22 protein-coding genes and 1 pseudogene are annotated in these 24,802 nt (G+C 50.9%); 13 read left to right on the top strand and 10 right to left on the bottom strand.

Features of this window, described 5'->3' with window-relative positions; genetic code table 11:
• The first annotated feature begins 226 nt into the window (after positions 1-226).
• Complete coding sequence (locus EL633_RS22495) at positions 227-1,741, top strand: alpha/beta hydrolase (RefSeq protein WP_126629552.1); 1,515 nt, start codon at positions 227-229, stop codon at positions 1,739-1,741.
• A gap of 272 nt (positions 1,742-2,013) precedes the next feature.
• Here EL633_RS22495 and EL633_RS22490 read toward each other — a convergent pair whose 3' ends face one another.
• Genes EL633_RS22490 through EL633_RS22480 form a run of 3 tightly spaced genes read right to left on the bottom strand, consistent with a single transcriptional unit; the run spans position 2,014 to position 3,877 of the window.
• Positions 2,014-2,754: an AAA family ATPase gene (locus EL633_RS22490; RefSeq protein WP_126629551.1), complete on the bottom strand. Its 741-nt coding sequence runs from the start codon at positions 2,752-2,754 to the stop codon at positions 2,014-2,016.
• A complete protein-coding gene (locus EL633_RS22485; protein WP_126629550.1) occupies positions 2,747-3,541 on the bottom strand; it encodes an O-methyltransferase in 795 nt (264 codons plus the stop codon). Before EL633_RS22485 ends, EL633_RS22490 begins: the two co-directional genes overlap by 8 nt.
• A 42-nt stretch (positions 3,542-3,583) precedes the next feature.
• Positions 3,584-3,877 carry a hypothetical protein gene (locus tag EL633_RS22480; protein WP_126629549.1) on the bottom strand — a complete coding sequence of 98 codons (294 nt, stop codon included), beginning with the start codon at positions 3,875-3,877 and terminating at the stop codon, positions 3,584-3,586.
• A 49-nt stretch (positions 3,878-3,926) separates the two neighbouring features.
• Here EL633_RS22480 and EL633_RS22475 point away from each other — a divergent pair, with 49 nt between their 5' ends.
• Positions 3,927-4,238: a hypothetical protein gene (locus tag EL633_RS22475; protein WP_126629548.1), complete on the top strand. Its 312-nt coding sequence runs from the start codon at positions 3,927-3,929 to the stop codon at positions 4,236-4,238.
• A 117-nt stretch (positions 4,239-4,355) separates the two neighbouring features.
• On the opposite strand, the gene EL633_RS22470 is transcribed toward EL633_RS22475, so the two are convergent.
• The 3 genes from EL633_RS22470 to EL633_RS22460 all read right to left on the bottom strand — a co-directional run bounded on the left by EL633_RS22470 (position 4,356) and on the right by EL633_RS22460 (position 7,307).
• On the bottom strand, positions 4,356-4,718 hold the full coding sequence (locus EL633_RS22470; protein ID WP_126629547.1) for a hypothetical protein: 363 nt from the start codon (positions 4,716-4,718) through the stop codon (positions 4,356-4,358).
• A gap of 189 nt (positions 4,719-4,907) precedes the next feature.
• Positions 4,908-5,834: a phosphotransferase gene (locus EL633_RS22465; RefSeq protein ID WP_126629546.1), complete on the bottom strand. Its 927-nt coding sequence runs from the start codon at positions 5,832-5,834 to the stop codon at positions 4,908-4,910.
• Positions 5,835-6,770: 936 nt separating this feature from the next.
• Positions 6,771-7,307, bottom strand: coding sequence for an ATP-binding protein (locus tag EL633_RS22460; protein WP_126629545.1), 537 nt, complete (start codon positions 7,305-7,307; stop codon positions 6,771-6,773).
• Between the two features lie 477 nt (positions 7,308-7,784).
• On the opposite strand from EL633_RS22460, the gene EL633_RS37600 reads away from it, so the two are divergent.
• On the top strand, positions 7,785-8,255 hold the full coding sequence (locus tag EL633_RS37600; protein ID WP_126629544.1) for a tetratricopeptide repeat protein: 471 nt from the start codon (positions 7,785-7,787) through the stop codon (positions 8,253-8,255).
• Positions 8,256-8,356: 101 nt separating this feature from the next.
• On the opposite strand, the gene EL633_RS22450 is transcribed toward EL633_RS37600, so the two are convergent.
• Positions 8,357-10,207, bottom strand: a complete 1,851-nt coding sequence (locus EL633_RS22450) for a tetratricopeptide repeat protein (protein ID WP_126629543.1) — start codon at positions 10,205-10,207, stop codon at positions 8,357-8,359.
• A gap of 289 nt (positions 10,208-10,496) precedes the next feature.
• Here EL633_RS22450 and EL633_RS22445 point away from each other — a divergent pair, with 289 nt between their 5' ends.
• From EL633_RS22445 to EL633_RS37595, 3 genes and pseudogenes are all read left to right on the top strand, one after another.
• Positions 10,497-10,763 carry a transposase gene (locus EL633_RS22445; RefSeq protein ID WP_126629542.1) on the top strand — a complete coding sequence of 89 codons (267 nt, stop codon included), beginning with the start codon at positions 10,497-10,499 and terminating at the stop codon, positions 10,761-10,763.
• A 217-nt stretch (positions 10,764-10,980) separates the two neighbouring features.
• Positions 10,981-11,241: a hypothetical protein gene (locus EL633_RS22435; RefSeq protein WP_126629541.1), complete on the top strand. Its 261-nt coding sequence runs from the start codon at positions 10,981-10,983 to the stop codon at positions 11,239-11,241.
• 21 nt (positions 11,242-11,262) lie between these two features.
• Positions 11,263-12,153, top strand: a pseudogene (locus EL633_RS37595) (transposase).
• A 135-nt stretch (positions 12,154-12,288) separates the two neighbouring features.
• On the opposite strand, the gene EL633_RS22420 reads toward EL633_RS37595, so the two are convergent.
• Both EL633_RS22420 and EL633_RS22415 read right to left on the bottom strand, forming a co-directional pair.
• The gene (locus EL633_RS22420) at positions 12,289-15,714 is read right to left on the bottom strand and encodes a GH92 family glycosyl hydrolase (protein ID WP_161982349.1); all 3,426 of its coding nucleotides are present in this window, start codon (positions 15,712-15,714) and stop codon (positions 12,289-12,291) included.
• Positions 15,715-16,030: 316 nt separating this feature from the next.
• Complete coding sequence (locus EL633_RS22415; RefSeq protein WP_126629537.1) at positions 16,031-17,404, bottom strand: ROK family transcriptional regulator; 1,374 nt, start codon at positions 17,402-17,404, stop codon at positions 16,031-16,033.
• A gap of 279 nt (positions 17,405-17,683) precedes the next feature.
• On the opposite strand from EL633_RS22415, the gene EL633_RS22410 reads away from it, so the two are divergent.
• Positions 17,684-18,853, top strand: coding sequence for an ISAs1 family transposase (locus EL633_RS22410; RefSeq protein WP_246039232.1), 1,170 nt, complete (start codon positions 17,684-17,686; stop codon positions 18,851-18,853).
• Positions 18,854-19,193: 340 nt separating this feature from the next.
• Positions 19,194-19,820, top strand: a complete 627-nt coding sequence (locus EL633_RS22405; RefSeq protein ID WP_126629536.1) for a hypothetical protein — start codon at positions 19,194-19,196, stop codon at positions 19,818-19,820.
• A 407-nt stretch (positions 19,821-20,227) separates the two neighbouring features.
• Here EL633_RS22405 and EL633_RS22400 read toward each other — a convergent pair whose 3' ends face one another.
• Complete coding sequence (locus EL633_RS22400) at positions 20,228-21,202, bottom strand: hypothetical protein (protein ID WP_126629535.1); 975 nt, start codon at positions 21,200-21,202, stop codon at positions 20,228-20,230.
• A 408-nt stretch (positions 21,203-21,610) separates the two neighbouring features.
• On the opposite strand from EL633_RS22400, the gene EL633_RS22395 reads away from it, so the two are divergent.
• The 5 genes from EL633_RS22395 to EL633_RS22375 all read left to right on the top strand — a co-directional run bounded on the left by EL633_RS22395 (position 21,611) and on the right by EL633_RS22375 (position 24,788).
• Positions 21,611-23,035, top strand: coding sequence for a WD40 domain-containing protein (locus tag EL633_RS22395; RefSeq protein ID WP_161982348.1), 1,425 nt, complete (start codon positions 21,611-21,613; stop codon positions 23,033-23,035).
• A 126-nt stretch (positions 23,036-23,161) separates the two neighbouring features.
• Positions 23,162-23,443, top strand: coding sequence for a hypothetical protein (locus EL633_RS22390; RefSeq protein WP_126629533.1), 282 nt, complete (start codon positions 23,162-23,164; stop codon positions 23,441-23,443).
• Between the two features lie 66 nt (positions 23,444-23,509).
• The gene (locus EL633_RS22385) at positions 23,510-23,761 is read left to right on the top strand and encodes a hypothetical protein (protein ID WP_126629532.1); all 252 of its coding nucleotides are present in this window, start codon (positions 23,510-23,512) and stop codon (positions 23,759-23,761) included.
• A gap of 311 nt (positions 23,762-24,072) precedes the next feature.
• On the top strand, positions 24,073-24,537 hold the full coding sequence (locus tag EL633_RS22380) for a hypothetical protein (RefSeq protein ID WP_126629531.1): 465 nt from the start codon (positions 24,073-24,075) through the stop codon (positions 24,535-24,537).
• Positions 24,534-24,788 (top strand): hypothetical protein, encoded by a 255-nt coding sequence (locus tag EL633_RS22375; protein ID WP_126629530.1) that lies wholly within the window; start codon positions 24,534-24,536, stop codon positions 24,786-24,788. Before EL633_RS22380 ends, EL633_RS22375 begins: the two co-directional genes overlap by 4 nt.
• Positions 24,789-24,802 lie beyond the last annotated feature (14 nt).

Genomic DNA, 24,802 nt, shown 5'->3' with positions numbered 1-24,802 from the left:
ATATCAGCGCCTAAATTTGTCAAGGTGCAGCAATTTTAAGCAGAAGTACCTCCTTCTTCAGCGAGAGTAGAAAGAGGCAGGGTTATGTGTCAATCTGTATCCCAGGCAAATTTATGCGCCGGGAAAATCACTATTGACTCACCTATTCAAGCCTAATGAGGTGGCGAATTTACAGTCAATAGTGGCGAGCTTACGGTAATTCCTACAGTACATAAAGGAGCAAAGAATGAGACCAGTCGAAATCTTGGTAATTGTGGCCGATTTCCTCACTTTTCTGGTGATAGCAGTGCCACGCCTGCGTACCATGCGCTGGATGGGAGGTATCGCGCTCATAGCGTTCTCACTCGCAGTGGTCCAGATGCTTGTAGAAGGTCCACGGTGGCAAATGATCCCGGCTTATGTGCTGGCAGTCATCTTCTTGTTCGTCTGGCTCGCGCTGGTTTTTGTGAAGCTGACAAGAATTACCAATCACATTCGTATTCGCCGATTCGTCGTGCGCAGTGCAATCAGCCTGGCTATCATTGGCCTGGCGCTCTCGGCAGTTCTTCCCAACGTGCTACCTGTCTTTCAATTGCCTCGCCCCAGCGGACCATACGCCATTGGGACCCTCACCTACGATTGGACAGATGTTGGTCGTCGTGAGGTATTTAGTCCTGACAGAAATAGGCGTCGGGAGCTGATGGTGCAGATCTGGTATCCCGCTATACAGGGTTCCACCACTGCCACTGCGCCCTATCTCTCTGATGCTGACGCTGTAACCACGGCGCTCACGCAACTGCATCATTTTCCCTCTGCTCTATTAGATTACCTGACGTATGTGAAGTCCCATGCTGGAGAAGCGGCTCCTGTCGTAAGGAATGCCCCCAATTATCCTGTGCTTATCTATCTTGAAGGACTCACAGGCTACAGGCAGATGAGCACTTTCCAGGTTGAGGCGTTAGTCTCGTATGGCTATATTGTGGTAGGCATCGATCAGCCAGGAGTTGCCTCCTCAGTGGTTTTCTCAGATGGACATCACATACCGCTCACCTCTGAACTCTTCTCTCAGGTCGAAACGCTGTATCACCAGAGTCTCAGTCCAACCGAGCCAGCGCCGCAATTCTACGATCAGACCTTTCCGAACGGGATTATTCCGTATTTTGCCCAGGATGTCAGTTTCACGCTTGACCAACTGACGACGCTCAACACCAAAGATCCAAATGGAATCCTGACTGGGAAACTCGATCTCGCGCATATTGGCATGCTTGGGATATCGATGGGCGGGATGGTTGGTGCCGAGGCTTGCCTGAAGGATACACGAATCAAAGCCTGTTTGATGATGGATGTCGCGATGACCGCCGATGTTGTGCATGCAGGCTTACAGCAATCCACGATGTGGATTACTCGCCCTGCTGACTCAATGCGTCTGGAAAGAGAAAAAGATGGAGGCTGGTCAGAGCAGGCTATCGCGCAAACGCTGAGTACTCAGCATGCAGTCTATGCCAGCTTGCCAGGAGATGGCTACTTCGTGCAAGTCCCTGGGATGTTCCATATTGATTTCACTGATCTTGACCTGCTCGCACCGCTGCTTCCTATCCCAGGCATTGTCAGTGGGCCAATTGGGAGCCAGCGAGCACACGAAATCGTCAACGTGTACTCGCTCGCATTCTTCGATAAATACCTCAAGAGTAAACCAGAAGTGCTGCTGGCTGGTGCGTCGGCCACGTATCCTGAAGTCATTTTCGCAAAGCGCCGGCTATAGTTCGCTCTCAGCGTTTGATGGAGGTATCGAACTCTGCGATTTGTCCCAGAAAAACCAACGATTTTGAGATACTTCGATCTGCGAGAACACTGTTCAACCTGCTCCAATGATCAGATTTTGCTGTGCGGTTTCAACTACGTCTTTGGTCACGATCTGTGTCTGATTGGCCACAAGAACGTGCTCCACCTGCATCATCAATCGTTCGATCAAGCGAATATTTCCTCGCGTAATACGTAAGATGGTGGCAATGGCCTCAGATGGTGGCAATGGCCTCAGATGGTGGCAATGGCCTCCTTCTCCGTGAAATCCTCAGAAGAGGGCTTCACTCGATGATTCCAACGCTTTTCTAGGAAATCGCGCGTTTTATCGTCTGACAGCGGCTCCATTTCATGAGCGAAACCAACCCGTGAGTACAGTTGTGGGGCCCGCATCAAGCGTTTTTCCAGGCCAGGCATCCCAAGCAGCACCAAGCCGAATTCGCCACGATCCGCGAAATCGCGCACCAACTCTACCCCCGCATCTTTGAGCCTGTTGGCTTCATCAACAATCAAGAGTTCTATCAGGTGAGAAAAACGGCGCGCGACCAGGAACTCTTCTTTGCTTTGATGACCTTGGGTAGCAGCTTCAACGAGATAGGAGAAAGCGGCAAATAAAGAGAGGATCTCTTTCTCAAGTCGTGCAACTGAAGCCGAAACTGGAGGGGTATACAAGACGGTTCGGCACTCCCGGATGGAAGCCTCCAAAGGAGCAGAAGCAAAAGGAAATGGTCTATAGGGATACATCCCATCCATCGCACTGCGTCCAGTAAAGGTGATCAAGGATTCTGGCAAGAACGGCTTAAACAGGCTCCATTGCGCGTACTGCTTCGCGGACCCAGTTTTGCCTGTGCCTGGGGGACCATATCCCAGGCCAACTACACGGGCCCGCCGACACGCATCGCACATCTCCCCAAAACGACGATAACTTTTCGTCACGACAAAGTGGCGAGGATTCCCTCGGTCTTGGTCAGTCATTGATATACCTCTTGAGTTTTGGCCGCGCTTCGACGGGCACTGGTTCCATCACCACGGACACCGACCGATATGATTGTTTACACATATTGAAAGTATCCATTGCGATAAAATAAAGAAGATTTCCTGGCGAACCTGGAGGACTGAGGTGAGTCGAGATCCTTACCGAGCAAAGGCAGGTTTCCTCACCAATCCGTGTTGCCAGGATCACCATCGTCCGTGGCGTCGTGAGCACCTCCATCGCATTTAAGCGCGCGTCATTGAGCCAGAACTCGCGTACAGGGTCTGGACGACCTTGCCACTCCTGCGGCCAGTATGCTTCGGGGGTAAGGTCGTCCATCACCACCATTCCACCAGTGCGCAGTGCAGACAGGACCATTTCCACCGCCACTTCTCCTTGCGGGCTGTTCAATGGTGCTTTGGCTGGCCCGGCGTTGATAAAGAGCAGATCGAAGGGACCAGAGGCAAGGATCTCATGCCAGTTGCCGTGAATGATCTGTGCGTTCGGCTGATCTCGGAAGAGGTTTTGAACGGCGGTTGCTCGCTTTGCGTCCGCCTCGACGGTCACGAAGTGGGTTGTTGGAGCCAGATGCGAGAGCATCCACGCTGAGCCCACGCCTGCGCCTGTGCCGATCTCTCCCACAATGCCGTGCTGGACGTGACTTGCAAGGATGCCCAGGAGCCGACCAACCTCGGGGATACATGAGTGTTCAAATGCTCGTCGCTGAGCCAGATCAAGAGCACGCTGAACCAATGGCGGAACAAAGGTACGCGTTCGATATGTGGACATGAATATTTTACCTCTATGGGAAGCTAGAAGAATAGATTGCCCTCACGCTCCATCAGAAAAGAGAGGGGGGTGAATTGCCAGGATACGGCTACACCGCCGCCTCCGGCGTGATCTGGGGAAATCGCGGAGAATCACAAACCACTCCACCTCGCCCAGTTGCCACAACTCCAGTTGTGCGGACTGATACCTGTGGTGATAGATGCGTGGGGAGCCAACTCTGGCAATGTGACGGTCGTCTGGCTGCCATTCCACAGAGTACCGCGAGAGCCGTTCCTGGTGATAATCCAGGGTGAGGACATCTTGAAAGATATCGACCTGGACCGTTTCCCCGGCCAAGTTCCGCTCACCATAGAGCAAAAAGTTCCTGAAGCGTGCATAACCCGCCTTGTTCAATCGTCATGTCTCACACATGGCCGAAAACGGCCTGGTGCCGCTTAAATGTAGCTATGATGAACGAACTCGCACCTACAAAGGCAAACTCAAAGTCATTGGGAGGATCGCCGGACAGATGATTTCACTCATCTATGCCCTTCTCAAAAAAGATTGGGAAGTGCTAGCGGCAACACCTCCAGGCAAAGAGCCTCCTGAGCCAACCATCTATGATCCAGTTCTCCATCATTCACACCGAGAAGGAGGATATCGTTCACAGAAGCCACGCGAGCACCGAGCAAGGATTATTCAACTTCCTCAACCGTAAAGGTAAGATTCCATGAGAATCAGCTTCCGTAGCGCTACCCCCCTCTCATGTTTCGCCAGATGAGGCAATCGTTCGCACCTGGTCAGCTCGGCCAACAGTGACGATTGCTCAATCGCCTCACGCATTTGGAAGCAGCGTGACCACCTGGCGCGTCGAGAGTTCCACACCAGAATGCAGCCGGATCGCATGCGTATGCGCGTGGATCCCCCCAATCGGATCATCGGTGCGCGGGAGAGCAAACGGCACCCAGCACCCCTCCACTTCTGCGAGATAGGTCACCTCCCAGAGTACCGTAAAATGTGCGGCCCATGCTCCATCTTCTTGCTTGATCAATCGCATCGCGCTCTTGCTGCCTCTGCTTACCTCACCATGGTGTTGTCGCAGATAGAGCTCCTTCGTTTGAGGAGCCAGGCGCCCACCAGGAGCAATAACACACCGTCTCGCTATATCGTACCCGTTTTGCTCTCCGTTGTGCAACACGCATGGTGTTCCTTCGAGCAATCGCCACTTCTAGGCCGCAGCTGCAGCTGGTAAATTGGGTCAAATCTGCACGAGTTTTGAGGTGAAACGTAGGAAATCGGTGTCAATCATAGGAATTGGCGTTGGTCATCCAGGCGAAGTCGCTCCCGATGGGGTTGCGGCCATCACCATCTTGTAAATTGGCTCTGGCTATGCATGGCCTAAGAGATTGAATTTCTGTCGAAAGCGCATGTGAGCGTGCTCAAAAGTTATCAGCGCACCTAATTGACTACTCAGAAGGGTATAGATCGCATGAAGTTTGTAGTATGTTTCAGCTCTCCGTAAAAAGTTCTTATCTTTCGGCCCTCTATATTGCTCATACGCCATCTCGGCATACTCCAGTCCATAGTCGTAAAACACTTCAAAGTCACGGGCCGGGTCTCCTATGAGTAAATCGCTGAAGTCTATCACTCCTATTTGAGAGGTGTCTCTGTCCCAGATGACATTGAAAGCATACAGATCACCGTGAGTCGCACAACTATTCGGAATATCGTGGAAGTGCTCATGAGTTTCTTTGTAAAAGTCTTTGATACGTTTGACCTCATTACTGGGGAGTTTTGGAAAAAGCTTCTCCACGAGTTCTTTTTCAACTCTCTGCTCTATGGCTATAAAATCTTTTCTTTCTCGTGGTTGGTACTGCGCGAAGTCATGCAGATCCATGTGATGAAACGTATTAATAAATTCTATCAGTTGGATAACCGCCGCCTCTTTGTCCTTCTGGTTTAACTTCCTGAAGATCCAAGGAGCGAGAAGAGTGCCTGGTATGAGCTTGTACCCTGCAAAATCACCGCTTTTTGGGAGAAAGGAATAGTCCGGGATAACAACGTTCACATTGCCTTTCAGATCATTGAGAAAGGCAATTTCATACGCAAGATGCTCTGTGTCTCGCTTCGTTCGTGGAAACCGAAACACCATGTCCTCATTCACGATAAATACGTCATGATCGAAGGCGTCTTTCAGGTAAGCATATCTTTCAATCAAAATGGAAAACTCTTTTTCGATGCGTTCTAAAAAGAGGTTGGCGTCTGAGAAGGGCGGCTTTTCATAGAAGGGAGGCAGGAGCGTAAAAACAGCCATATTACTTCCTCCCTTCAAGTGTTTTTGGTGAGTCAAGCAGCAGTCCTCTTGGTCGTGCAGCTTGTTTTCGTATTGTTGGAGTGACCATCAGCGTCTTAGTTTGCGACAACAATTAAGTCTTCGAGAAAGGAATCTCACTTACAATGCGCTATCCAAGTATACCAGATGGGGAGCGGTTTCTCCACGCGCTGAATAGTCAATTCCTTTGTTTCGCGCCGATTTCCTACATTTTACCTCAAAACTCGTTGAACATTCATGCTATTTACCAGCAACGCATCACGATTGGGGTTCCAACATTTTGTCCCCCGTTTTCCCCGCTAGGTGTAAACAGCATGTAATACAAAAAGCATCTTCTTATCATTTGAATTAATTTTTGATGTTTTTTTAGATAAAATGCTATGATTTTACTTACTCCATAGCAACCAACCGCTGCCACATAACCTGGCGAGGCTTCATTCGCCTTTCTTGGCTGATGAGGCTAAGACAGTTTTCACACGTGTTCGTCTCTGACCAAAGACGTGCCCTGTAAGATTTATGAGCAGATAGACACGCCGCGTCAGGTATGCATGATAAATATGGGTATTTTTGCTTGTAACATATCTATCAATGCTACTTTTTCATCTATTTTATAATGAAGTTAATAGAGAATATTTGGTTCTTGTTTGTGTTAATTGATGATCATTATTATTCCTGCATGTATTTGTGCGCAGAATAAGGCCGCAACGCCAGAGGTCGTTGTATTGTCTTTGGAGGAACCATGAAGGGGTCACCATAATAATATCCGGGGGAAAACCCACGCTAAGGAACCGATAGGGAGAGCGAATGCTCTATTGACTACTCTAAGCACTTTGACAATGTAACCTGACATTAAGAATTTTGTCTAGAAGAGCATCAGGAATAAAGCATCTGTGTGAATAGCCTTCAAGCAAAAATATATTATGGCGAATACTTGAGCGTACTGGATATATTAATTTTGGGATGACGCAATAAGGTGGTGAATGCGTGTTGATAGGCACCTTCCTCTTGAGCCTCCGGGTCCAACTCCAGCTCGTGACGACGCTGTCGATAGGTATGATAGCACTCGTTAAACGGCTTGAACGCCTGCTCATGCGCCTCGCACTGCTCGGCGATATGCGCCATCGTCATCGATATATCGTTCTCATTCTCATCACACCATGTCGTCGTACACTGAGCCTCCTCGGCATATTGACGGAAGTGGCGCAGCAGGCTCGTCTTGCCGATACCACCTTGCCCGAACACATTGAAAATAAAAATGCGTCGATCATCGCTCAGATCGAGTGCGAGGTTGCGCCGAAACGAGTGCAGCTGTCCCTCGCGTCCGACGAAAGCCTCTTGCTGGCGACGCTTCAAGATGGACTGCAGGCTAATAGGGTTTTTGTATCCATCACTATAGTTCCTTGCGAAGAAAATTGGCAGATAGACGACGTTATTAGAAACGTGTAAACGCCTCATGTATAAAACTTCGAAGTATTATATATAAGTTTACTCTATTTAAATGGCAAATTGTTGATTGCCGAATAAATTTGCGGCTTTCCGATACCATATCTCTTCACTGCTCATCTCTGAATGAACCAGAAGAGCGGATTGGAGCCATTTGTGAGCTGTCCAACTCTGCCAGATAAATTTTCCAGGCAGCATGAAACAGTTTTTCTCGACCGAAACTATCCTCTCGCAAATGAAAACACACGATTTTCTGCCATATAATCTTTCGTGCAGGGCTTTGAAGGAGAACCCGAAGCGGTGTCAGAAGGCAGTATTTCTGCCTTCTAACTTTTCGCGATTCAGCGAAAAGGGCCGTTTGTACGATCCTGGTAGACAAGAAAACGCTTGGTTTGCTGCAATGAAATTTTATAAGGCAGAGTGCGCCTGTTTTGCATCTCAATTTTGTTGATACCGCGAAAAGTTATGGCATAGATACAGAAATTTATTTTGGCAAACAACAGTGAAGTGCTAGAGGTGATTTCTCCTCGGAACTGGTGGAAAAATCTACGAGGGGAGAATACGCAGGTTTCGGTCTTGCTACAGGGACAATGGTACCGTGGCGTAGCGGAAACGTTTCATGGTGATGAGACGGTTGCCGCTGGCTATCTCCGCGCGATGCACCGTTCCCCCTCTCTGATCCGCATGTATCATGTGCAAGTGGACGAAATTGGTCAGCCAAAGCCAGAGCTTGATCTGGCTACAAGCCTGAACAATTTGGCAGCCTTCTATCACAAACAACGCACTTACGTGGAGGCTGAACCATTGTACCAGCGGGCGTTCACAATCCGTGAGCAGCAGCTTGGTCCTCATCACGCTGATACGGTCTTCGTCCTCAAAAATCTCGTGGATTGCTATCGGGAACAGGGGAAGATGGTAGAAGCTGAGGCAGTGCTCTTGCATTCCCCTACCAGAGGTTGACCACAGGAAAGGCCGTTTTTTTGAAGTGTCTTGAAGAGTAACAAAATCGTCCGTTTCTTGGCACTCACCGTTCAGCTGAATGCGAGTGCCTCTGAACACGCTTAGCGTTCAAGCTCTTGTGCTTTTTGCAGGAGGTGTACGGCTTCGTCTGCGCGTCCGAGTTCTTGGAGAATAAGGGCTTGACCTCGATAGCCGTCGGGGTCGTCTGGGTTCAGGCGAATCGCTTGTTCAAAAGAAGGGAGGGACTTCTTAAATTGTCCAAGCTCGGCAAGCACGCATGCTTTGCTGTAGTGGGCAAGAGCGTTGTCAGGCGCTAGACGGATAGCCCACTCAAAAGCAGGGAGAGCCTTTTTGAACTGTCCACGCTCGAAGAGTTCAGCACCTATCACAAGATAGACTTTGACATCGTCAGAGTTCAAACGGACCGCCTGCTCAAGAGTGCGCAGAGCCTCTTCGCGTCGCCCAAGTTGTTTAAGCACGTTGGCTTTTCGGAGGTAAAGATCAGCATCGGCAGGGTTTAGACGAATAGCCTGCTCAAAAGCGAGAAGGGCTTCCTCGAAGCGTCCAAGCATACCGAGCACTAACCCTTTGTCCCGGTAAGCAGTAGGATTGCCAGGGTTTAGGAGGACGCCGTCCTCAGCAGAGGCAAGAGCCTCCTCAAAGCGTCCAAGCTCGTTGAGTACAGACGTATAGATGAAGATACACTCAGGTTTGAGTCTGATAGCAGCCTTAAGAACAGGTAAAGACTTCTCTTGCTGCCCAATTTGTACAAAGAGACTAGCTAGCTCAAGGTAGGGATTAAGATCGTTAGGCTTCAACTGAATAGCCTGCCTAAAAGAGGACTCAGCTTCCGCAAGGCGTCCGAGCTTGACAAGTGCAGATCCTTTACCATAGTAGGCATTGGCGTCCTCGGAGTTTAGGCGGATCAATTGATCGAAATTGGCCACAACCTGCTCGAAGAGTCCCAATTTGGTGAGTACCAACGCTCTTTTGGAGAAGACAGCAGAGTTGTAATGTTCAGGTACAATAAACGACATCGATGTGTCACGATAGGCTGAATACTCGTCAAGTTGCAATGGCATCGCCAGCAAGAGGGCTGTTAAAGCCTCACGGAAGCGTCCAAGCGTAACGAGTGCATCACCTTTTTGGTAATACGCAAAGAGATTGTCAGAGTTCAGGAGAATGGCTTGCTCAAAAGCGGGCAGAGCCTCCTGGGCCCGTCCAAGGCTACTAAGTGCAAATCCTCTGTACTGGTAGGCATCAGAACTTTTGGGATTCAGACGGATAGCTACGTCAAGAGCAACTAGAGCCTCCCGAAATCGGTTGAGTTGCGTGAGTACAACACCTTTATAGTAATGAGCCTCGGCATCTTTAGGAGCGAGGAGGATCGCCTGATCAAAAACGGGCAGAGCCTCCTCAAAGCGTTTGAGTTGCGTGAGTACAACCCCTTTGTGCCGATAAGCAACAGTAGCCATATCTTTTTCATACCCACCGAAAGCAATGAGCGTGAGTGGGTGATGAACATTGCTAGAAGCGAGGAGGATCGCCTGATCAAAAACGGGCAGAGCCTCCTCGAAGCGTCCAAGATCGACGAGAGTTTTGCCTTTGTTGTAGAGGGCATGGGTACTGTTTGGAGTGAGGCGGATAGCTTCGTCATGGGCGAGCAAGGCTTCTTCTGGACGTCCGAGTCGTCCGAGCACATTTCCTTTAGCGGTGTAAGCAGAGCTATTATCCCGTTCCGAGAGGATCATCTGCTCAAAAACAGTAAGGGCCTCTTCGTACTGTCCGTTTGTTGTGAGTACGAGACCCCGGACAAAGTCGCTGGGAGCAGGAGAGGTATTGGCAGAAGCGGCAGAAGTTTCCTCGAAGTTAGGGGCTTTTGGTTTTGGCGTGCCTGGACTCTTGTGTCGGGGGCCAAAGAGTTGTTGTAGCCAGTTCGTTCTGCCGTTCATATCTCTACCTCATTTTGTGATGTAGTAATGGTTCCTCTACAACCTATTTTACCTGAAAAAGGGGTTCTTTGATAGAGGCTTGTATATTCGATTCTCTTCGTGTTCCTCGTCCGATGACAAAAACAACGTCTGCCTCTCCTCTATTAGTGCCGCCTTCTTTGGCTTTGAGCTTGCCCCGTTTTTGACACTGCTGGCAAATTCCTAGGACGTGTTTTGCTTGAGTTTGCTAGGATGGGAAGGAACAAACACCTTGTCGTGTTGGAACAGATCACCAGAAGGGAACCAGATTATGACCTTGCGTGCTCAAACGGAGTTCACCATCCCCGAAGAAACTGTTCGTGTTGCCCATGCTGCCTATCCACAAGGAAATCCCCTCATGAAGATGCGCAATGTACTTGGAACTCTTTACCAGGATCAGGCGTTCGCTTCCCTTTTCCTTCACAATGGGCGAGGCGTTGAGGCCCCGTGGCGCCTGGCTTTGATTACCGTGATGCAATTCATGGAAGAACTCTCCGACCGACAAGCGGCTGACGCTGTGCGCGGTCGCATTGATTAGAAATATCTGCTGGGACTGGAGTTCACTGATCCCGGCTTTGATGCCAGTATCCTCTGCGAATTCCGCAAGCGCCTGGTGCAAGGGAAAGTCGAACACCTCCTGCTCGATACTCTATTGGCTCTCTGTAAAGAACGAGGATGGCTCAAAGCGCGGGAACGCCAGCGCACCGACTCGCCCTATGTCCTGGCCAAAATCCGAGCAATGAACCGGCATATGTGTGTGGGAGAAGCCATGCGCTTTGCTCTCGGGCATCCTTGCTGTTGTGGCACCTGACTGGCTTTTGGCCCACAACGAGGCTGAGTGGGTTGAGCGCTATAGGCATCGCATCGAGGAGAGTCGTTTGCCCAAATCGGAGGCCGATCGACTTGTTTTGGCCGAAGTGATGGGAGAGGACGGCTGGAAAATTCTCTCTGCAGTGTTTAATCCGCTGGCTCCAGCCTTTCTGCGAGAAGTCCTTGCCGTTCAGATCTTGCGTTAGATCTGGGTCCAAAACTCCTGGATGGAGGATGGGCACCTGAGGTGGCGAGATGCAGAACATATTCCCCCTGCCACCCTGTTCATCAACTCGCCTTACGATCCTGACGCCCACCTGGCGAAAAAGCGCAGCATCCTCTGGACCAGCTACAAGGTTCACCTCACTGAAACGTGTGAGCCAACACTCCCCCACTTGATCGTTCATGTGGCCACGACTCCCGCTCCTCGAACGGATGAAGCAATGACGGAGAGCATTGAGCAGGAGTTGCACCAAGCCGATGTCCCGCCAAGAGTCCATTTGATGGACGCCGGGTACGTGAGTGCTCGGGTCCTGGTCAAGAGTCAGGAGCGATTTGGGATCGAGGTTGTTGGACCTGTCTCTGTTGATACCCAGTGGCAGGCCCATACCCCATCTGGCATTGATACGAGTCAGTTCGTCCTTGATTGGGAGAACCGACAAGCGATCTGTCCGCAGGAGAAAACGAGTACCAGTTGGAGTTGGCTCAGCAGGAAGAGCCATCCTGACCTGATCAAGATCCAGTTTTCCACCACTGATTGTCGGTCGTGCCCGCGCCTTTCCGACTGTGTTCAGTCAACGAGCAAATATCCACGCCGAACACTGTTCATCAAACCACAGGCGCAGCATGCCGCGCTGCAAGCTGCACGACAGCGGCAGCGCACTGAAACCTTCCAGCCATGATATGCTTTGCGGGCAGGGGTTGAGGCAACCATTTCACAAGGGGTACGGGCCTTTGACCTGCGTCGTTCTCGATATGTGGGGGTGCCGAAAACACATGTGCAACACCTCGCCAGCGCGACGGCGATCAATCTGGTTCGCCTTATCGACTGGCTAGATGGCAGCCCGCTCACTCCTACCCGCGTTTCGGCTTTTGAGAGTCTCTACAAGTCTGCCTGAGGAGTTTGCCAGCAGTGTCCAAACCGGGGGAAGCTCAAATTCTCTCCCACCTTTCATATAAGGAAAGCGCCTTACATCCTCATACTTGAAAGTCGGGAGATGTAAGGCGCGCTTCGCTAAAGGAGCATGTAATCCTTAATTGATACTGATGTCATCGATGTAGCCACGATAGCCGCCGGTGTTGGCAGGCTGATCGTAGCCTAGGTCGATGCGCTGGATGGTTTTGCCATTGTTTTGGCTACCCAGATTGACGGTCACATGGTTCCAACTATTGAGTGTCAGATGGTTACACTGATAGGCTGGGTGGGCACGATTGCCATTCTGATCAGTGGCCCCTGAATCGCGCAGATTTGTATTGTTACTAAAGATTAAGTCGATTGCTATGCAGGTGCTATTACTGCCACTGGCCAAATTAGCGCCCTGTGTTGTTCCACTGGAACTCTGCGGGAAAATCCAATAGGAGAGTGTGGTGTTGCTAGAAACGGTCAAGTTAGCACTACTGACATCAAACAGTTTCATATAGGCGTAGGACGTAGTGCTACTGTTGTCGAGACCAGAATACAAGAGTGCATTGCTACCGGTATGGGTACTCTCAGCACGTATTCCGGTCTCCGGTCCACTTAAACCGCAACAGATGGCATTAACGTTCTGGATATCTCCGGCTGGACCTCCTCCATTGTCAACTGAATTGGTCCATGTGGGCTGTGTATCAGCGTTTTCGAAGCCGCTAGTGAAAGTATTTCCACCGCCGCCAGTGGTGCCAAAGCTGATGGCAAAGATGTGAAGCTGACCACCTTTATTCAGGATAGATGGTAAGGTGATGCTTTTTACCGTTTTCCCATCATTGATGCTGACATTATTGGCAAAGACATGGGCTTTGTTCGTATCTTTACCAGTAATGTTGTTCCGATAGCTGGTTGTCAAGGCGACCGTTTCTCCGTAAGACGGCGAGGTATTTTGGCCGCCGTTCAAGGTCCAATCACTCAGGCCCAGATTAAAGGTAGCGGTCGAGTTATCTGTGTAGGTAACGGTGCCGCTACCGGTGACTGGTCCATTGGATGAGGCTCCCAAGAAGCCGATTGAGTTTGTCTGCGGAGGTGAGGAGAAATTGATGGTCTGGCCGTTGGCGACAACATTATCGGAGGTACCTGCATTGGTGTTAGGCCAGATGTAGGTTTTACCGCCTGCATTGATGGTACCGCCAGGAGTTGCTCCTTGGGTCGAGAGGGCATCGCGGGAATAGCTATAGTTTACACCGTCGAAATTAGCCGCACTCGTATTAGTATCGCTGCTGATGCCATTATTGTTGAAGGCCTCTGCAACACTATTAAATGTGCCGGGACCATAAGAAGGTGGGGCATCATTGGCATTTGTTCCCCAGTTTGATGCGGTCGTATCTAGTGCATAGGAAATGTTGGCTCCTCCGCTAATGGTATTCAACGCGAGCCAGGGACTATTGTAGGTGTTCCCGTTGAGCGACATACTCTGTACATAGCGTGAGGGTGCATTATTTGCAGTGATGGAGACGGTATGACCATTGCCTAGGGTCAAGGTTGTTGAAGAGAAGAGCGGAGACGCCAGGGCAAAGCCTGCGACCCCTGGAATCTCTGGGTACATGCCCAGTGCGCCCCAGACATACCAAGAAGAGGTTGCCCCTAGATCATCATTGCCAGGTAATCCACCCGGGCCGGTAGTGAAGGTTTCATCGAGCACGCGGCGCACCACATCCTGTGTGTGTGAGGGGGCTTGGGCCCAGTCGTACATCCAGGGGGTGGCGAAGTTTGGTTCATTACCAATGTAGAAGTTGGGGTCGTTCAGTCCGGCGTTGAGTTTGGTAAAGAACTGGTCTAGCCGCAAGACGGCGGTGTTATTTCCGCCCATCTTATCAAAGAGCGTACGTGGATCGTAAGGGACCATCCAACTATACTGGGCGGCATTGCCTTCCACATAGCTATCGGTGGAATTGGGATCGAAGCTACCTTTCCAACTGCCATTCTGGTTGCGCGGTTGGATATATTTTGTGTTGGTATTAAAGAGATTCTGCCAATAGGTTGAATGGGCCAGCAAACTGTGATAGGTGCTGGTATCATTCTGTGCTTTGGCAAATTGGGCTACGGCAAAGTCTGCACTGCTATACTCGAGGGTCGTGGAGGTACCTCCCCACTCCGGTGAGTTGTCGTATGGGATGTAGCCATTGCCCTGGTATTGATTTTGAGCCACACGCAGCCCGTAGCCCCCACAGTTCACCCCAGGTTGTGTGGAACTCTTGATCATATAGGAGAGGGCCGTTGCGGTATCGAAGTTGGTGGCTCCGAAGGCGTATCCACTGGAGACCACAATGGAATCTGGATCTCCGACCATGACGCCGGTATCGCTGTTGTTCTGGGCCCACTTAGGAAACGCGCCACATTGTTGTGCATCGTTGACGAGCGACTTGAGGATGTCACTGGCTTCTGTTGGGAAGAACAGAGAAAGCAACTGGATCTCGGAACGATAAATATCCCAGCCCGAGTAGTTGGCATACTGTGTAGTAGTAGTGGTATGTATCTGATTATCAAATCCAATATACTCTCCATTGGTATCACTGAAAACATTGGGATGCAGCAGAGAGTGATAGAGGGCCGTATAGAACTTGGTGAGATTATCGGTTGTGCCCCCGCTCACCAGTAGGTGATTGAGCCGATCATTCCAGGCTGAATGGGCTGCCCCTTTGACTCCATCAAAGTTCCAGCCGGTATTCTCAGCGTTGATGTTCCCACGGGCGTTGTTTACGCCCACATAGGAGATACCAACCTTGATATTGATCGTTGGGTTAGAGGTCGTGTCAAAGCTGACCAACACTCCGCCATTCCAGGTTTTGGCAACCGTGAAATCGCGATCGAATTGCACATCAAAGTAGATGGTATAGTGATTGCCGGCTCCACAGAAATTGCCACTGGTCTCCTGCCCACTTACTTCGTGCGTGCCTGTGACCGTCACACTGGGATTACTGGTGCCGGTGGCGGCTCGGCTGGCGTCGAGGGCGATGTTGGCATTGGTGGTTGAAGGGAAGGTATAGCGTCCCATGCCGGTGCGCTGGGTCACAGTCATTTCGGATTTGACTCCGTTCGCTAGCGTCACACCGTAATAGCCAGCGGATGCAGACTCTTGACTATGGGAGTAGGTGCTACTGGTGTTGGTGTTCCCGGAGCCAACTGTTGGGGTGATGGGAATATCGGCGCTATTGGCACAACCAGGACCACTAAAATGTGTGAGGCTAAAACCGTTGATTGTGGTGTCACTGTAGCGATAGCCAGAAGGACTGGCATTTGGGGTATCGGGGCTCCATTGTATCATACCAAAGGGGTAAGCTGCCCCTGGGAATGTACTACCGCCCGCTCCTCCTGGAACTGCATTGGGTGCATTACTATCATCGGTACCGATCAATGGATTGATGTACTGCGCTGGATCTTGCGTTACATGTGGAGATGCATGGACTGAGGCTGGGAGCAGGCTGAGGACAAATCCCTGCGTGAGAAGGAGACCCAGCAGAACACAACAACGAAAAAAAACGCGTTGCATATTGTACATGACCTTTCATTGTCATCCTAGACGTACGGCTTTTGTACAGAACAAGACTCACGTGTGCTACTACCCAGAAACATCCTTGAGGGTATAATTATGCATGCACATCATCTGAGTCATAAGCGTATTTTGCTCGACTAGTCGAATGCAACGATGCATTCTTTGTTTAGATAAAAAACATGTACCTGGATGGCTAAAAATAGGTGCACATCACCTCCTTTCCAAAAAAGATTCTGTGTGTCCGAAGGATTTTCTATTAGAAAGGCAAGAGTTATTTTTTATATAGATATGTGCATAAAAGCTGTAAAAACTATCAGAGGGAAGAATGAGTAATGTAGGGAGAAATAGGTGAGATTGTGGGCATGGCGAAGGCGGCGTCGATGACAGATAGAGCCGCCCCCAGCGCTACCGCATGTCCGCCTAGTTCGCTGGTCAAAATAGTTGTATTGCATCTTGCGATTGGCAGAGAAGAAGCTTGCGCTACCCGGCGCAAGGGAGTCAGCAACAGGTCGCCCGCACGGATCATTCCTCCGCCGATGACGATGGCTGAAGGATTAAAGCTATTGATCAAACCCGCCAGAATAATGCCAATACGCTCGCCTGCCCGCTGAATAGCAGCGATACAGGCGGCATCTCCCTGTTGGGCAGCCTGTATTACTGCTGAGATATCGCTGATTTTAACGGGACTCTCTTGATGTGTAGAGGATGACTGGACCGGACGTTCTCTGCTCATCGGAATCTCACCCATCTGTATTTGAGCTTTTGCTTGTTTCTGCAAGAGCGAGGTTCCGTGTACTGCATCGGCTACAATTGCGTGGGTACCTGCGAAGGTTTCTAGGCAGCCATGATTGCCACAGACACAGAGTGGACCGTTTTCATCGATGGTCTGGTGGCCAATCTCGCCCGCGCTCCCGCTGTGACCACGATAGATATGGGCATCGAAAATGAGACCCCCACCGATACCGGTCCCGCTCTTGATATAGGCTAGATTGAGATGACCCCGACCAGCGCCGCAGCGATTCTCAGCCAGCGCACCCATATTGGCATCTTTATCGATAATTAGTGGAATGGAGAATGCATCGTGCACTGTTTGCCAGATCTTCACATTATCCCAGCCAGGCATGTGCGGTGGAGAGCTCAGTGCCTGAAAGTTTGACGTGAGAGGACCGGGGATGCCCAGTCCCATACCAGAGATCGCGTCCCAATTGACTTTTGAGCGCTCGATGAATTCGCGAATCTCGGTGATCAATAGGGGGATGCACTGTTCGGGGCCGGTCTCGGTATAGAATGCACACGTATGTTGCGCGAGAATATCGGCGGAGAGGTTGGTCAATAAAAGGGTCAGATGCGATCGTCCGACATCGATGCCGAGCACACAAGCGACCTCGGCATTAAAATGGACCAGAATAGCACGCCGACCACCACGCGGAGTTGCATCCAGCAATTTGCCCTCACGAATCATGCCATCGTGCAGTAGGACATCGATAATGCTACTCACAGTTGCCCGCGATAAGCCCAGACGCTGTGCAATCGACACGCGTGTTAATGGGCCAAATTGCCGAACGTGATTGAGGACTAATAGACGATTAAACTCTCGCAACAGATGCATATCAGCCCCTTGCATTGCTGCTAACGGCTGATCATATTCGTGCGATGCCCGCGTAATGCGTTGCGTAATCTCTTCCATGAGTAGCGTGTCTCTCTCTTTGCCGACGCTCTAATCGTCTTTGTGTTGGTTAGTTTGTAATCCTAACAAACCAGTGCTTAAAATAACTATACAATAAAAATAGTTATTATTCAAGTAGTAATGGATAGCAGATAGCACGGCAGGGCTTCGCAAAAGTCCGGGGGAGGTGAAAAAGAAGAGTCAATCCAGTAGAATGAAAAAAAACAAATCAACGCCATTCGAGGAAAGACTCTCCATGGAATAGACCACACTGAAGACGCAAGGCAAACCATTGAAGAGGTGAGCGCATCGCACCTGCGTTCGTTGTACGAGATCTGTCTGCAGATCACTGATCAACGAGCAGCCCGCGGAAAGCAATATGCATTGGCAGATGTACCCATCATATTGATTCTCGCGAAGATGGCTGGGATGAAAAGCTTGTTGGGAGCCAGCGATTGGGCGCGAGACCAAAGGGAGAGGCTGCGCGAGCAGTTGAACGTGAACTGGAAGCGCATGCCATGTGCCAACACCTACAAATACGCGCTCGCTCGATTGGAGAGCCAGCAGATCAATGAACGCTTTCGCGATTGGTTGGTGCGCCAGCAAGCAGAAAGTCGGTGTGGGGACGAACCAAGTCGTTTGGCCATGCAGGCAGATCAGTGCGCGGTTCATGTGGCCATAGATGGCAAAGTGTTGCGGGGAACTGGCCAGCAGAGCTACGGAGGAGAAAAGCCACAGAAGCACGTTTTCCATGTGTATGAAGTGAAAACGGGGATTGTCTTGCATCAATGTCCAATTGTTGACAAGCAAAATGAAGTTAGTGCCCTCAAGCCATTATTGACAGAAGTGTTGTGCAAAGGGCGCATTTTCACCGTCGATGTGGCTCAAAGGTATCATGCGTTTGGACGCATGGTCAAACGGGCAGGAGGAGAGGTGATTCTGATCATCAAAGACAATACTCCAGTGACGCGGCAGGATCTCGAGTTGTTTTTCGAAGATCCCCACGCAGATCGAAGCACCTGGCATGCCTACGAACAGGTCGCAAAAGGCCATGGCCGACTGGAGCGGCGCTCCCTGCTCACTTCACCGGACCTCAACGAGTTTCTGCATCGAGAATGGGGAGAAATCGGACAGGCCTTTCGCTTACAACGGGAACGCAAAACGGCAGAGAAAAGCAGCGTAGAGGTCGTGTACGGCTTGACAACGTTGAGCCGAGAGCAGTGTTCGATCCAGCGACTTTTCCGGATGATTCGCGCCCACTGGGCGGTAGAAAACCGTTTCCACGGACGCCGCGATGTGACATTGGGAGAAGACCGATGTGGTGTTCGCGTTCCCCCAGTCGCTCAGATGCTTGTCGTTCTCAACTCGCTCGTGCTTTCCTTGATGGATTTGCATCAGGTTTCCAATGTGGCTCGTCAAATCCGGCGATTTGCATCTTACCCCGAGGAGGCACTTGCTTGGTTGTTCTGACTTTTGCGAAGCCCTGTATGTTCTTATTGATCCTATGTTTCCTCATAATAGGCGTGATATACTATAAATATGCATTTGTTGATAAGATATCCCGTATTTCCTCTCCCCCATCCCTCCATAAGACTCGTGGTGAGCAAGAAAGAAGACAAGGATGTTCGAGCTTTTTCGCTATAGAAACTATACCTTACTGTGGTGTGGGCAATGTATTTCCAATATTGGAGACTGGGCGATCTAGTTTGCACTGGCGTATTACAGGTAGTAAAGGGGAACTATCAGAACTGCTCCAGCGTCCTTCTGAGAAGAAACTATATTGTGAGTAAGGTATCAAAGGAGCCTGCCTATGTCGCGCTTTTCTCTTATTCCATTCTGGAGATATCCTCTCCTGTTTTGTCTTTTCTCTGGTGTTCTCTTGCTCCTCGCAAGTTGTAGTCAGAATACTACCGCCGGACAAACCTCAACCCAAGCCGGAGGAACATCCACTCAGGGTTGCGATATCGAGGTGAGCTGGGCTGTGGGCTATGGCTCGCTCAAGGAGTTAAAACAGGCCAGGGTTCTTGATCTCACGGTCCAGGGGACCTTTACTGCCATCCAGAGCACACAAGGTCAAGCTTCACCCAGTGGGCAGAATAATCTCCTCTCCACCGATTTCACCTTCCTGATCAGCAAGGTGCTCCTAGACCCGCATCATTTCCTCAAGGATTCTTACTCTAAGATCACCATTCACCAGACCGGCGGAAGTATTGGCAACACGCTCCACCAGGTTTGCGGCGACCCACTGTTTGGCATTGGCGAAGAGGCTATTCTCTTCTTGCAGCAATTGAGTCCGGGCCACTACTTCGTTATGGGTGGTCCCTCGGGCCGTTTTGACGTGCGCAAAGGCCTTGTACAACCAATAAATGATGAGGGAGTGAAGTTGCCGCAAGGCGCGACTGAGCAGCAATTTTATACTCTGCTGTCTGCAGCATGAGGATGGAGATCCTCAATGAGGTTCCTCTCCTCGAGATGAGGTCATACCAACCTGACAAAAGGCTGATTTACAAGGCGTCAATGGAAGGAAACCAGATAGGAAGTGGCATTGCTGGTCTCTAAGCGCTCCTCGAGTGGATGAAGATTTCCCAGGCACTCTCGTTGCGAGCTCCTGGTTGACTGGGTAGAGAGCACGAGCACGATGGATACCTCTTCATGGTGGTGGTGTGTTGATTTTTTCTCCCCTCTGGTGGACGTTGCATGAACCCGTTGTTTTGCATGGATGGCCTGACGAGTTCCCCCTTGGTTCCAGTTACATGGACTGGAACCAAGGGGGAACTCGCGTTTGGAGGATGGGGATGACGGAAAGACGGGAGAGAAAGATGAGGCTGGCGTGCTGGAATGGCTCTACCAGACCAGGGCGCCGTTTCCATTATCATTCTCGATGGCATTGTACAATTGTTGCTGAGAGATGGTATAGTGGCCCGTCCCCGCCGTTCCACAGACTCCAGCTGTGCAGGTCTCGGCATAGGTGAAGGTGCCGGAATTGTTGTCGTAGCCGATGACCGCGATATCATGGCTGCCGCCACGGTATGGGCTATTGCTCCAGTCTGGTAGGTAGGCATCGTTAACCGAGACCACTGGAGGCACATTATAGTTGGCGATATCAGAGGCGACATTATTTTTCAAGGTGGTCAGCGATAGATTGCTGGGTTGGACGAGCAGATAAAAGTAGGTAAACCAGTTTGAGCTATTGTGGTTGGAAGCTTCCCAGTTCAGGGCGTCTGTCAGATCCTGATTGGTGGTGCCCGCGTTGGGATAACTTCCGTAGCTCATTTCGCCGGCAGATGTGTAGTAGGGGGGATAAACCTGAGTGGCGATATACATCATATAGGCTTGTTCATGGCTATCGTTCCAATAGGTTGTGATGTACGGATCACTATAGTTATGGCCACCTACAGCACGGGTGTTAACATTATTCCAGTAGTCCAGGGCAACAGTGGTTGCTCCGGGGCCACACATCTGGCCCATGTAGTAATCGGTATAGGAGTGTCCAGCGGCATCAGTGCCGGCTGTGGCTGGCTCCCAGATGGTATCAGAGTAAGAGGTGCTGAGCGTTTTAGCCGCTGGCACTGATAAAGGGTGAACCCCATAGCCGGGCCGAACTACCTGATAGGCCTGTTTGCTCCGGGCCCAGGCTGTGTTCTGCGGGGTATGGTGCGATTTTCCTGATCGGTTCAGTTGACCATAGGAGAGATGTTGCCCCGGTCCTGTCATTGGGGTGCGAGCAGCGAAAGCGGCAGGGGTACACGCTACCATCCAAGCAAGCAGAGCAACAAACAACCATAAACCAGACCAGCGAGGCGTTAAAACAACTTTCATTGGTTCCTTCCTTCCACATTATGTAGAGTTGAACAATAACCACATCGGATACCCGCCATTGAAGAACATCTGCCTTCACGTTTCGAACGAAAGATTTTGCGCCTGAACGTTCTCTTGACGCTTCGCTGTTCTCCGCATCACCATCTCCGTTCAGCTCCCTGGCGCAGATCTCGTATCCGGAAACCGAGGAGTTTTCCTGGCATCCTCACTGTTGGCGGGACCTGCTTCGACTATACGCGGATCAGCTCACCGAATCTATGCCGTTTTGCTATCGTTTCCTTGCCTTTTGTACGGTGACATGGACATTTTTACCGTATCTTGACTCATTTAAAAAGAGCATGCGATATTGTATAATATTCTGGCATGAATTATTTATTTTACCGTCGATTCCTTGCTATGGAGATGTTCATGGAAGAAACTCAGGGAGAGAAGAAGAAGCGTGACCCTCTAATGAAGGCTCAATATGCACCCAATTTGAAATTAAAACGCGAGCGAGAATTACGGGGCTGGTCTCAGGCGCTGGTGGCGGAACAGATTGGGGCACAATCTAACTTGATAACGCGCTGGGAAACCGGGGCTGCTTTTCCCAGTCCTTATTACAGGCAGAAGCTGTGTACGCTCTTTGAAAAAGATGCCGCCTATCTTGGATTGATAAAAGGTGATGCGGATAGCGCCGTGAGTGAACTTCATAAGGATGTCCCTGTTCCTCATGTGCAGCAGACCGACCAGGAAGTTGGAAGTGTGGTTCAAGGAGAGCAAGTATCTGAGCCACCTGTCCGTGGGACTCCTGCTGTGGGCCGGCGAACGCTCATTTTAAGCGGATTAGGTGGAGTCGCTCTGTCTGGAATCATTGGGTGGCGTATCTGGTGGCTCGGAGGAGTGGTAAAAACGTCTGCCTCTTCATTGCCTGGAGAACACGCTCCATCAAATCCTTTGCGGTATAGGTATACACCACAAGCGGATGTATTCGTCAATGATGTAGCCTGGTCGCCGAATGGAACACAAATTGTATGCGCTGTCGGAGATAATACGGCTCAGATTCTTGATGGGAAAAGAGGCACAGTTATACGTGTGTATCGCGGCCATAAAGACTACGTGAATTGTGCGCAATGGGCCGCTGATGGGATACGGGTGGCGTCTGCTAGTGCCGACAAAACTGCACAGATATGGAGTGTGGCGACAGGGACGTTGCTGACAACATACACCAGACATCAAAAATCGGTACTCTATCTTGCGTGGTCGCACAGTGGAACGATGGTGGCTTCTGGCAGTCGAGATGGAAAGGTTCATGTCTGGGATGCGTTTACTGGCGAGAAAATCAGTATATATACAGGCCATGCGGGGAGTGTCTGGAGTATCCGTTGGTCTCCAGATGATAAAAGCGTGGTATCTGGTGGAGATGATGGTATTATTCACGTCTGGGAGCCAGTTGAGGCGAGGCCAAGCGCTGATTTTCATTATGTTGGTCCTGCCACAAGTGGCATCAATGAAGTTGATTGGGCTCCGAATGGGAAATGGATTGTTTCTGCCCATGGAGATGGACATGTCTCTATCTGGGATGCCTTAACCGGGACCCATGTACTAACCTACCCAGAGCACAAGGCAGTGGTCAGAACAGCCAGGTGGTCGCCATCTGGTACATTGATTGCCTCGGGCGGCGCTGATACTGCGATTCATGTGTGGAATGCAGTAACTGGGAAACGCCTGTTACAGTATCAGCAGCAGACGAATGACATCTTGGAAGTTTCATGGTCACCTGACAGTAATCAGCTTGCTTCTGCTAGCAAAGATAAATCTATGGTTGTGTACGCAGTAGACGCACCTCATATGTGACTACCGCCGGCTAAATCAGGGGCTTCAAGAGGCAAGCCCCAATACCACTGAGATAATGAAAACGATAAGATCGCGAAAGACGTGGTATTGCTTCAGGTCCATTCTTGGGAGGATCTCTTTCGCCGTGTGTTGCTGCCAACGGAATCGCAGCCTGAAGAGCCGCAGTTTGAATCCCTTCGAGCGAGTAACCTTGGTCAGTATCTGCGATGGATTGCTGAGTATGGAGAAGGATATCCACCGGCAGTGGTGCCAGAGCGGCAGAGTAATGAGTGGAGTGGGCTTCTCAAGGAAGAGTGGCTCACCGGTGGGATACGCTCTGTGGTGTATGTGGTGTGCCTGGTGCTCTATGGTACTGTGCACGATAGCGTGGGATGGCGCTATCCTCGGGGGGCCAGCACACGGACATAGGGAGACGTTTGCATGCTGCGCTCCTGCAGTTTTATCGACAGTATTTGCCGAATGATCAGTTGATGAGTGAGTGTTGCCGTAGCGGTGGAGAAGGCTTGTATTGCCAGGCAGACGGTCCATGAGTGGATGACTGATGGCACGGTCCGGTGGATCTATGATGCGGATCAGGACATGATCTGGCTCGATCGAGATGAGGTGGCTCGTCTGAGGCAGCGGCGATTTCATCCGAAGACGCCGCTGCCGCCCCGCAAAGAGATCTCGTGTTCTGCTTACCTGTCCTGTCCTCACTGGTGCCCAAACGTGTCTGAGACGGCTTGAGGTCTAGGTTATGGGCTTGAAATACCTGGATGGCCTCCTCTGGAGATGAAGCCAGTGTTATGAGCCTGGTCACAACAGGAAAATGGTTCCTTGCAGAGGTGGCAGATGGCAGGTGCACCTATCCCTGGTGGGGAATATGCCATTCAGTCGAGCCAGATCCGGCAGTGGTTGAGAGCGTTTGTGGATGTGCATCGGGAGAGAAGATGCTATCTCGCGGGAGCATTTGGTGTGACCAAGGATGAGAAGGAAAGGTGTTTGACAGGCAGGTGATGGGAAGATATAATACATCGTGTAATATGATATTACATCTTATGATGAAAAAGAGAGGGGGAAACGAAAATAGATATGGAGCGGAAGGAATTTGGGAACCAGTACAGACGGCGGCGGTGGTGGGAGCAGCGTATGGGATTCACCGCACGACATTGACGCAGGCAGCGAAAGCGGGTGTGCTGGGAAAGAGTGTGTATCGATCGGGGGACACGTGGCTGATCAAGATGGATCATGACGATTTCTGGGCGTGGCTACGTGAGCATAAATATCATCCCCGCGTGAAGGGGTATCGCAAGCAGCAGGCGACCAGAGTGGAGCAGCAGCGGATGCTGGAGGTGCTGGAGACACCGGAGCCAGCAGAGGGGGTTCATGAGGAGCGTTCCTCCTCCATGGCGCCCCTGGACGTGCCGGGGAACCCGAGTCCAAGCCGCGCGAGGGTGTGTCGGTGGACGCCCAGGAAGCCGTTCAGCAGCGAGCGACAGCACGCGCCCACAGGGAGGCTATGACCGCGCTAGATCTCGCCGGCATCGTCGCAGAGGAGGCCGCGGATCTGCCAGCAGATGGCGCCGCGCTCTCACTTCGTCGCCGGCGGCGCTTGATTGCGTATGTGGATGTGGGCCGTGGGGAAGGGATGACGGATACGGGCGAACGGTTCATCTTTGGTGCGCAGGCCTCGTTTGGCTCGTATGAGGGCTGGGTGCTGGCCAAAGAGCTACGCCCGCGCTACATGACTGGCGCGCGGGCACTATCTCTCTGATGAACGTTCGGAGG

Origin of the sequence: Dictyobacter alpinus (genome assembly GCF_003967575.1) — a bacterium.
In the GTDB taxonomy this organism is placed as follows: domain Bacteria; phylum Chloroflexota; class Ktedonobacteria; order Ktedonobacterales; family Ktedonobacteraceae; genus Dictyobacter; species Dictyobacter alpinus.
This window is presented reverse-complemented; position numbering and strand designations above follow the sequence as displayed.

Coding starts and splice junctions, on each gene's coding strand:
- EL633_RS22495 (WP_126629552.1), top strand. CDS start 227: ATGAGACCAGTCGAAATCTTGGTAATTGTGGCCGATTTCCTCACTTTT.
- EL633_RS22490 (WP_126629551.1), bottom strand. CDS start 2,754: ATGACTGACCAAGACCGAGGGAATCCTCGCCACTTTGTCGTGACGAAA.
- EL633_RS22485 (WP_126629550.1), bottom strand. CDS start 3,541: ATGTCCACATATCGAACGCGTACCTTTGTTCCGCCATTGGTTCAGCGT.
- EL633_RS22465 (WP_126629546.1), bottom strand. CDS start 5,834: ATGGCTGTTTTTACGCTCCTGCCTCCCTTCTATGAAAAGCCGCCCTTC.
- EL633_RS22460 (WP_126629545.1), bottom strand. CDS start 7,307: ATGAGGCGTTTACACGTTTCTAATAACGTCGTCTATCTGCCAATTTTC.
- EL633_RS22450 (WP_126629543.1), bottom strand. CDS start 10,207: ATGAACGGCAGAACGAACTGGCTACAACAACTCTTTGGCCCCCGACAC.
- EL633_RS22445 (WP_126629542.1), top strand. CDS start 10,497: ATGACCTTGCGTGCTCAAACGGAGTTCACCATCCCCGAAGAAACTGTT.
- EL633_RS22420 (WP_161982349.1), bottom strand. CDS start 15,714: ATGCAACGCGTTTTTTTTCGTTGTTGTGTTCTGCTGGGTCTCCTTCTC.
- EL633_RS22415 (WP_126629537.1), bottom strand. CDS start 17,404: ATGGAAGAGATTACGCAACGCATTACGCGGGCATCGCACGAATATGAT.
- EL633_RS22405 (WP_126629536.1), top strand. CDS start 19,194: ATGTCGCGCTTTTCTCTTATTCCATTCTGGAGATATCCTCTCCTGTTT.
- EL633_RS22400 (WP_126629535.1), bottom strand. CDS start 21,202: ATGAAAGTTGTTTTAACGCCTCGCTGGTCTGGTTTATGGTTGTTTGTT.
- EL633_RS22395 (WP_161982348.1), top strand. CDS start 21,611: ATGGAAGAAACTCAGGGAGAGAAGAAGAAGCGTGACCCTCTAATGAAG.
- EL633_RS22380 (WP_126629531.1), top strand. CDS start 24,073: ATGATGAAAAAGAGAGGGGGAAACGAAAATAGATATGGAGCGGAAGGA.
- EL633_RS22375 (WP_126629530.1), top strand. CDS start 24,534: ATGACCGCGCTAGATCTCGCCGGCATCGTCGCAGAGGAGGCCGCGGAT.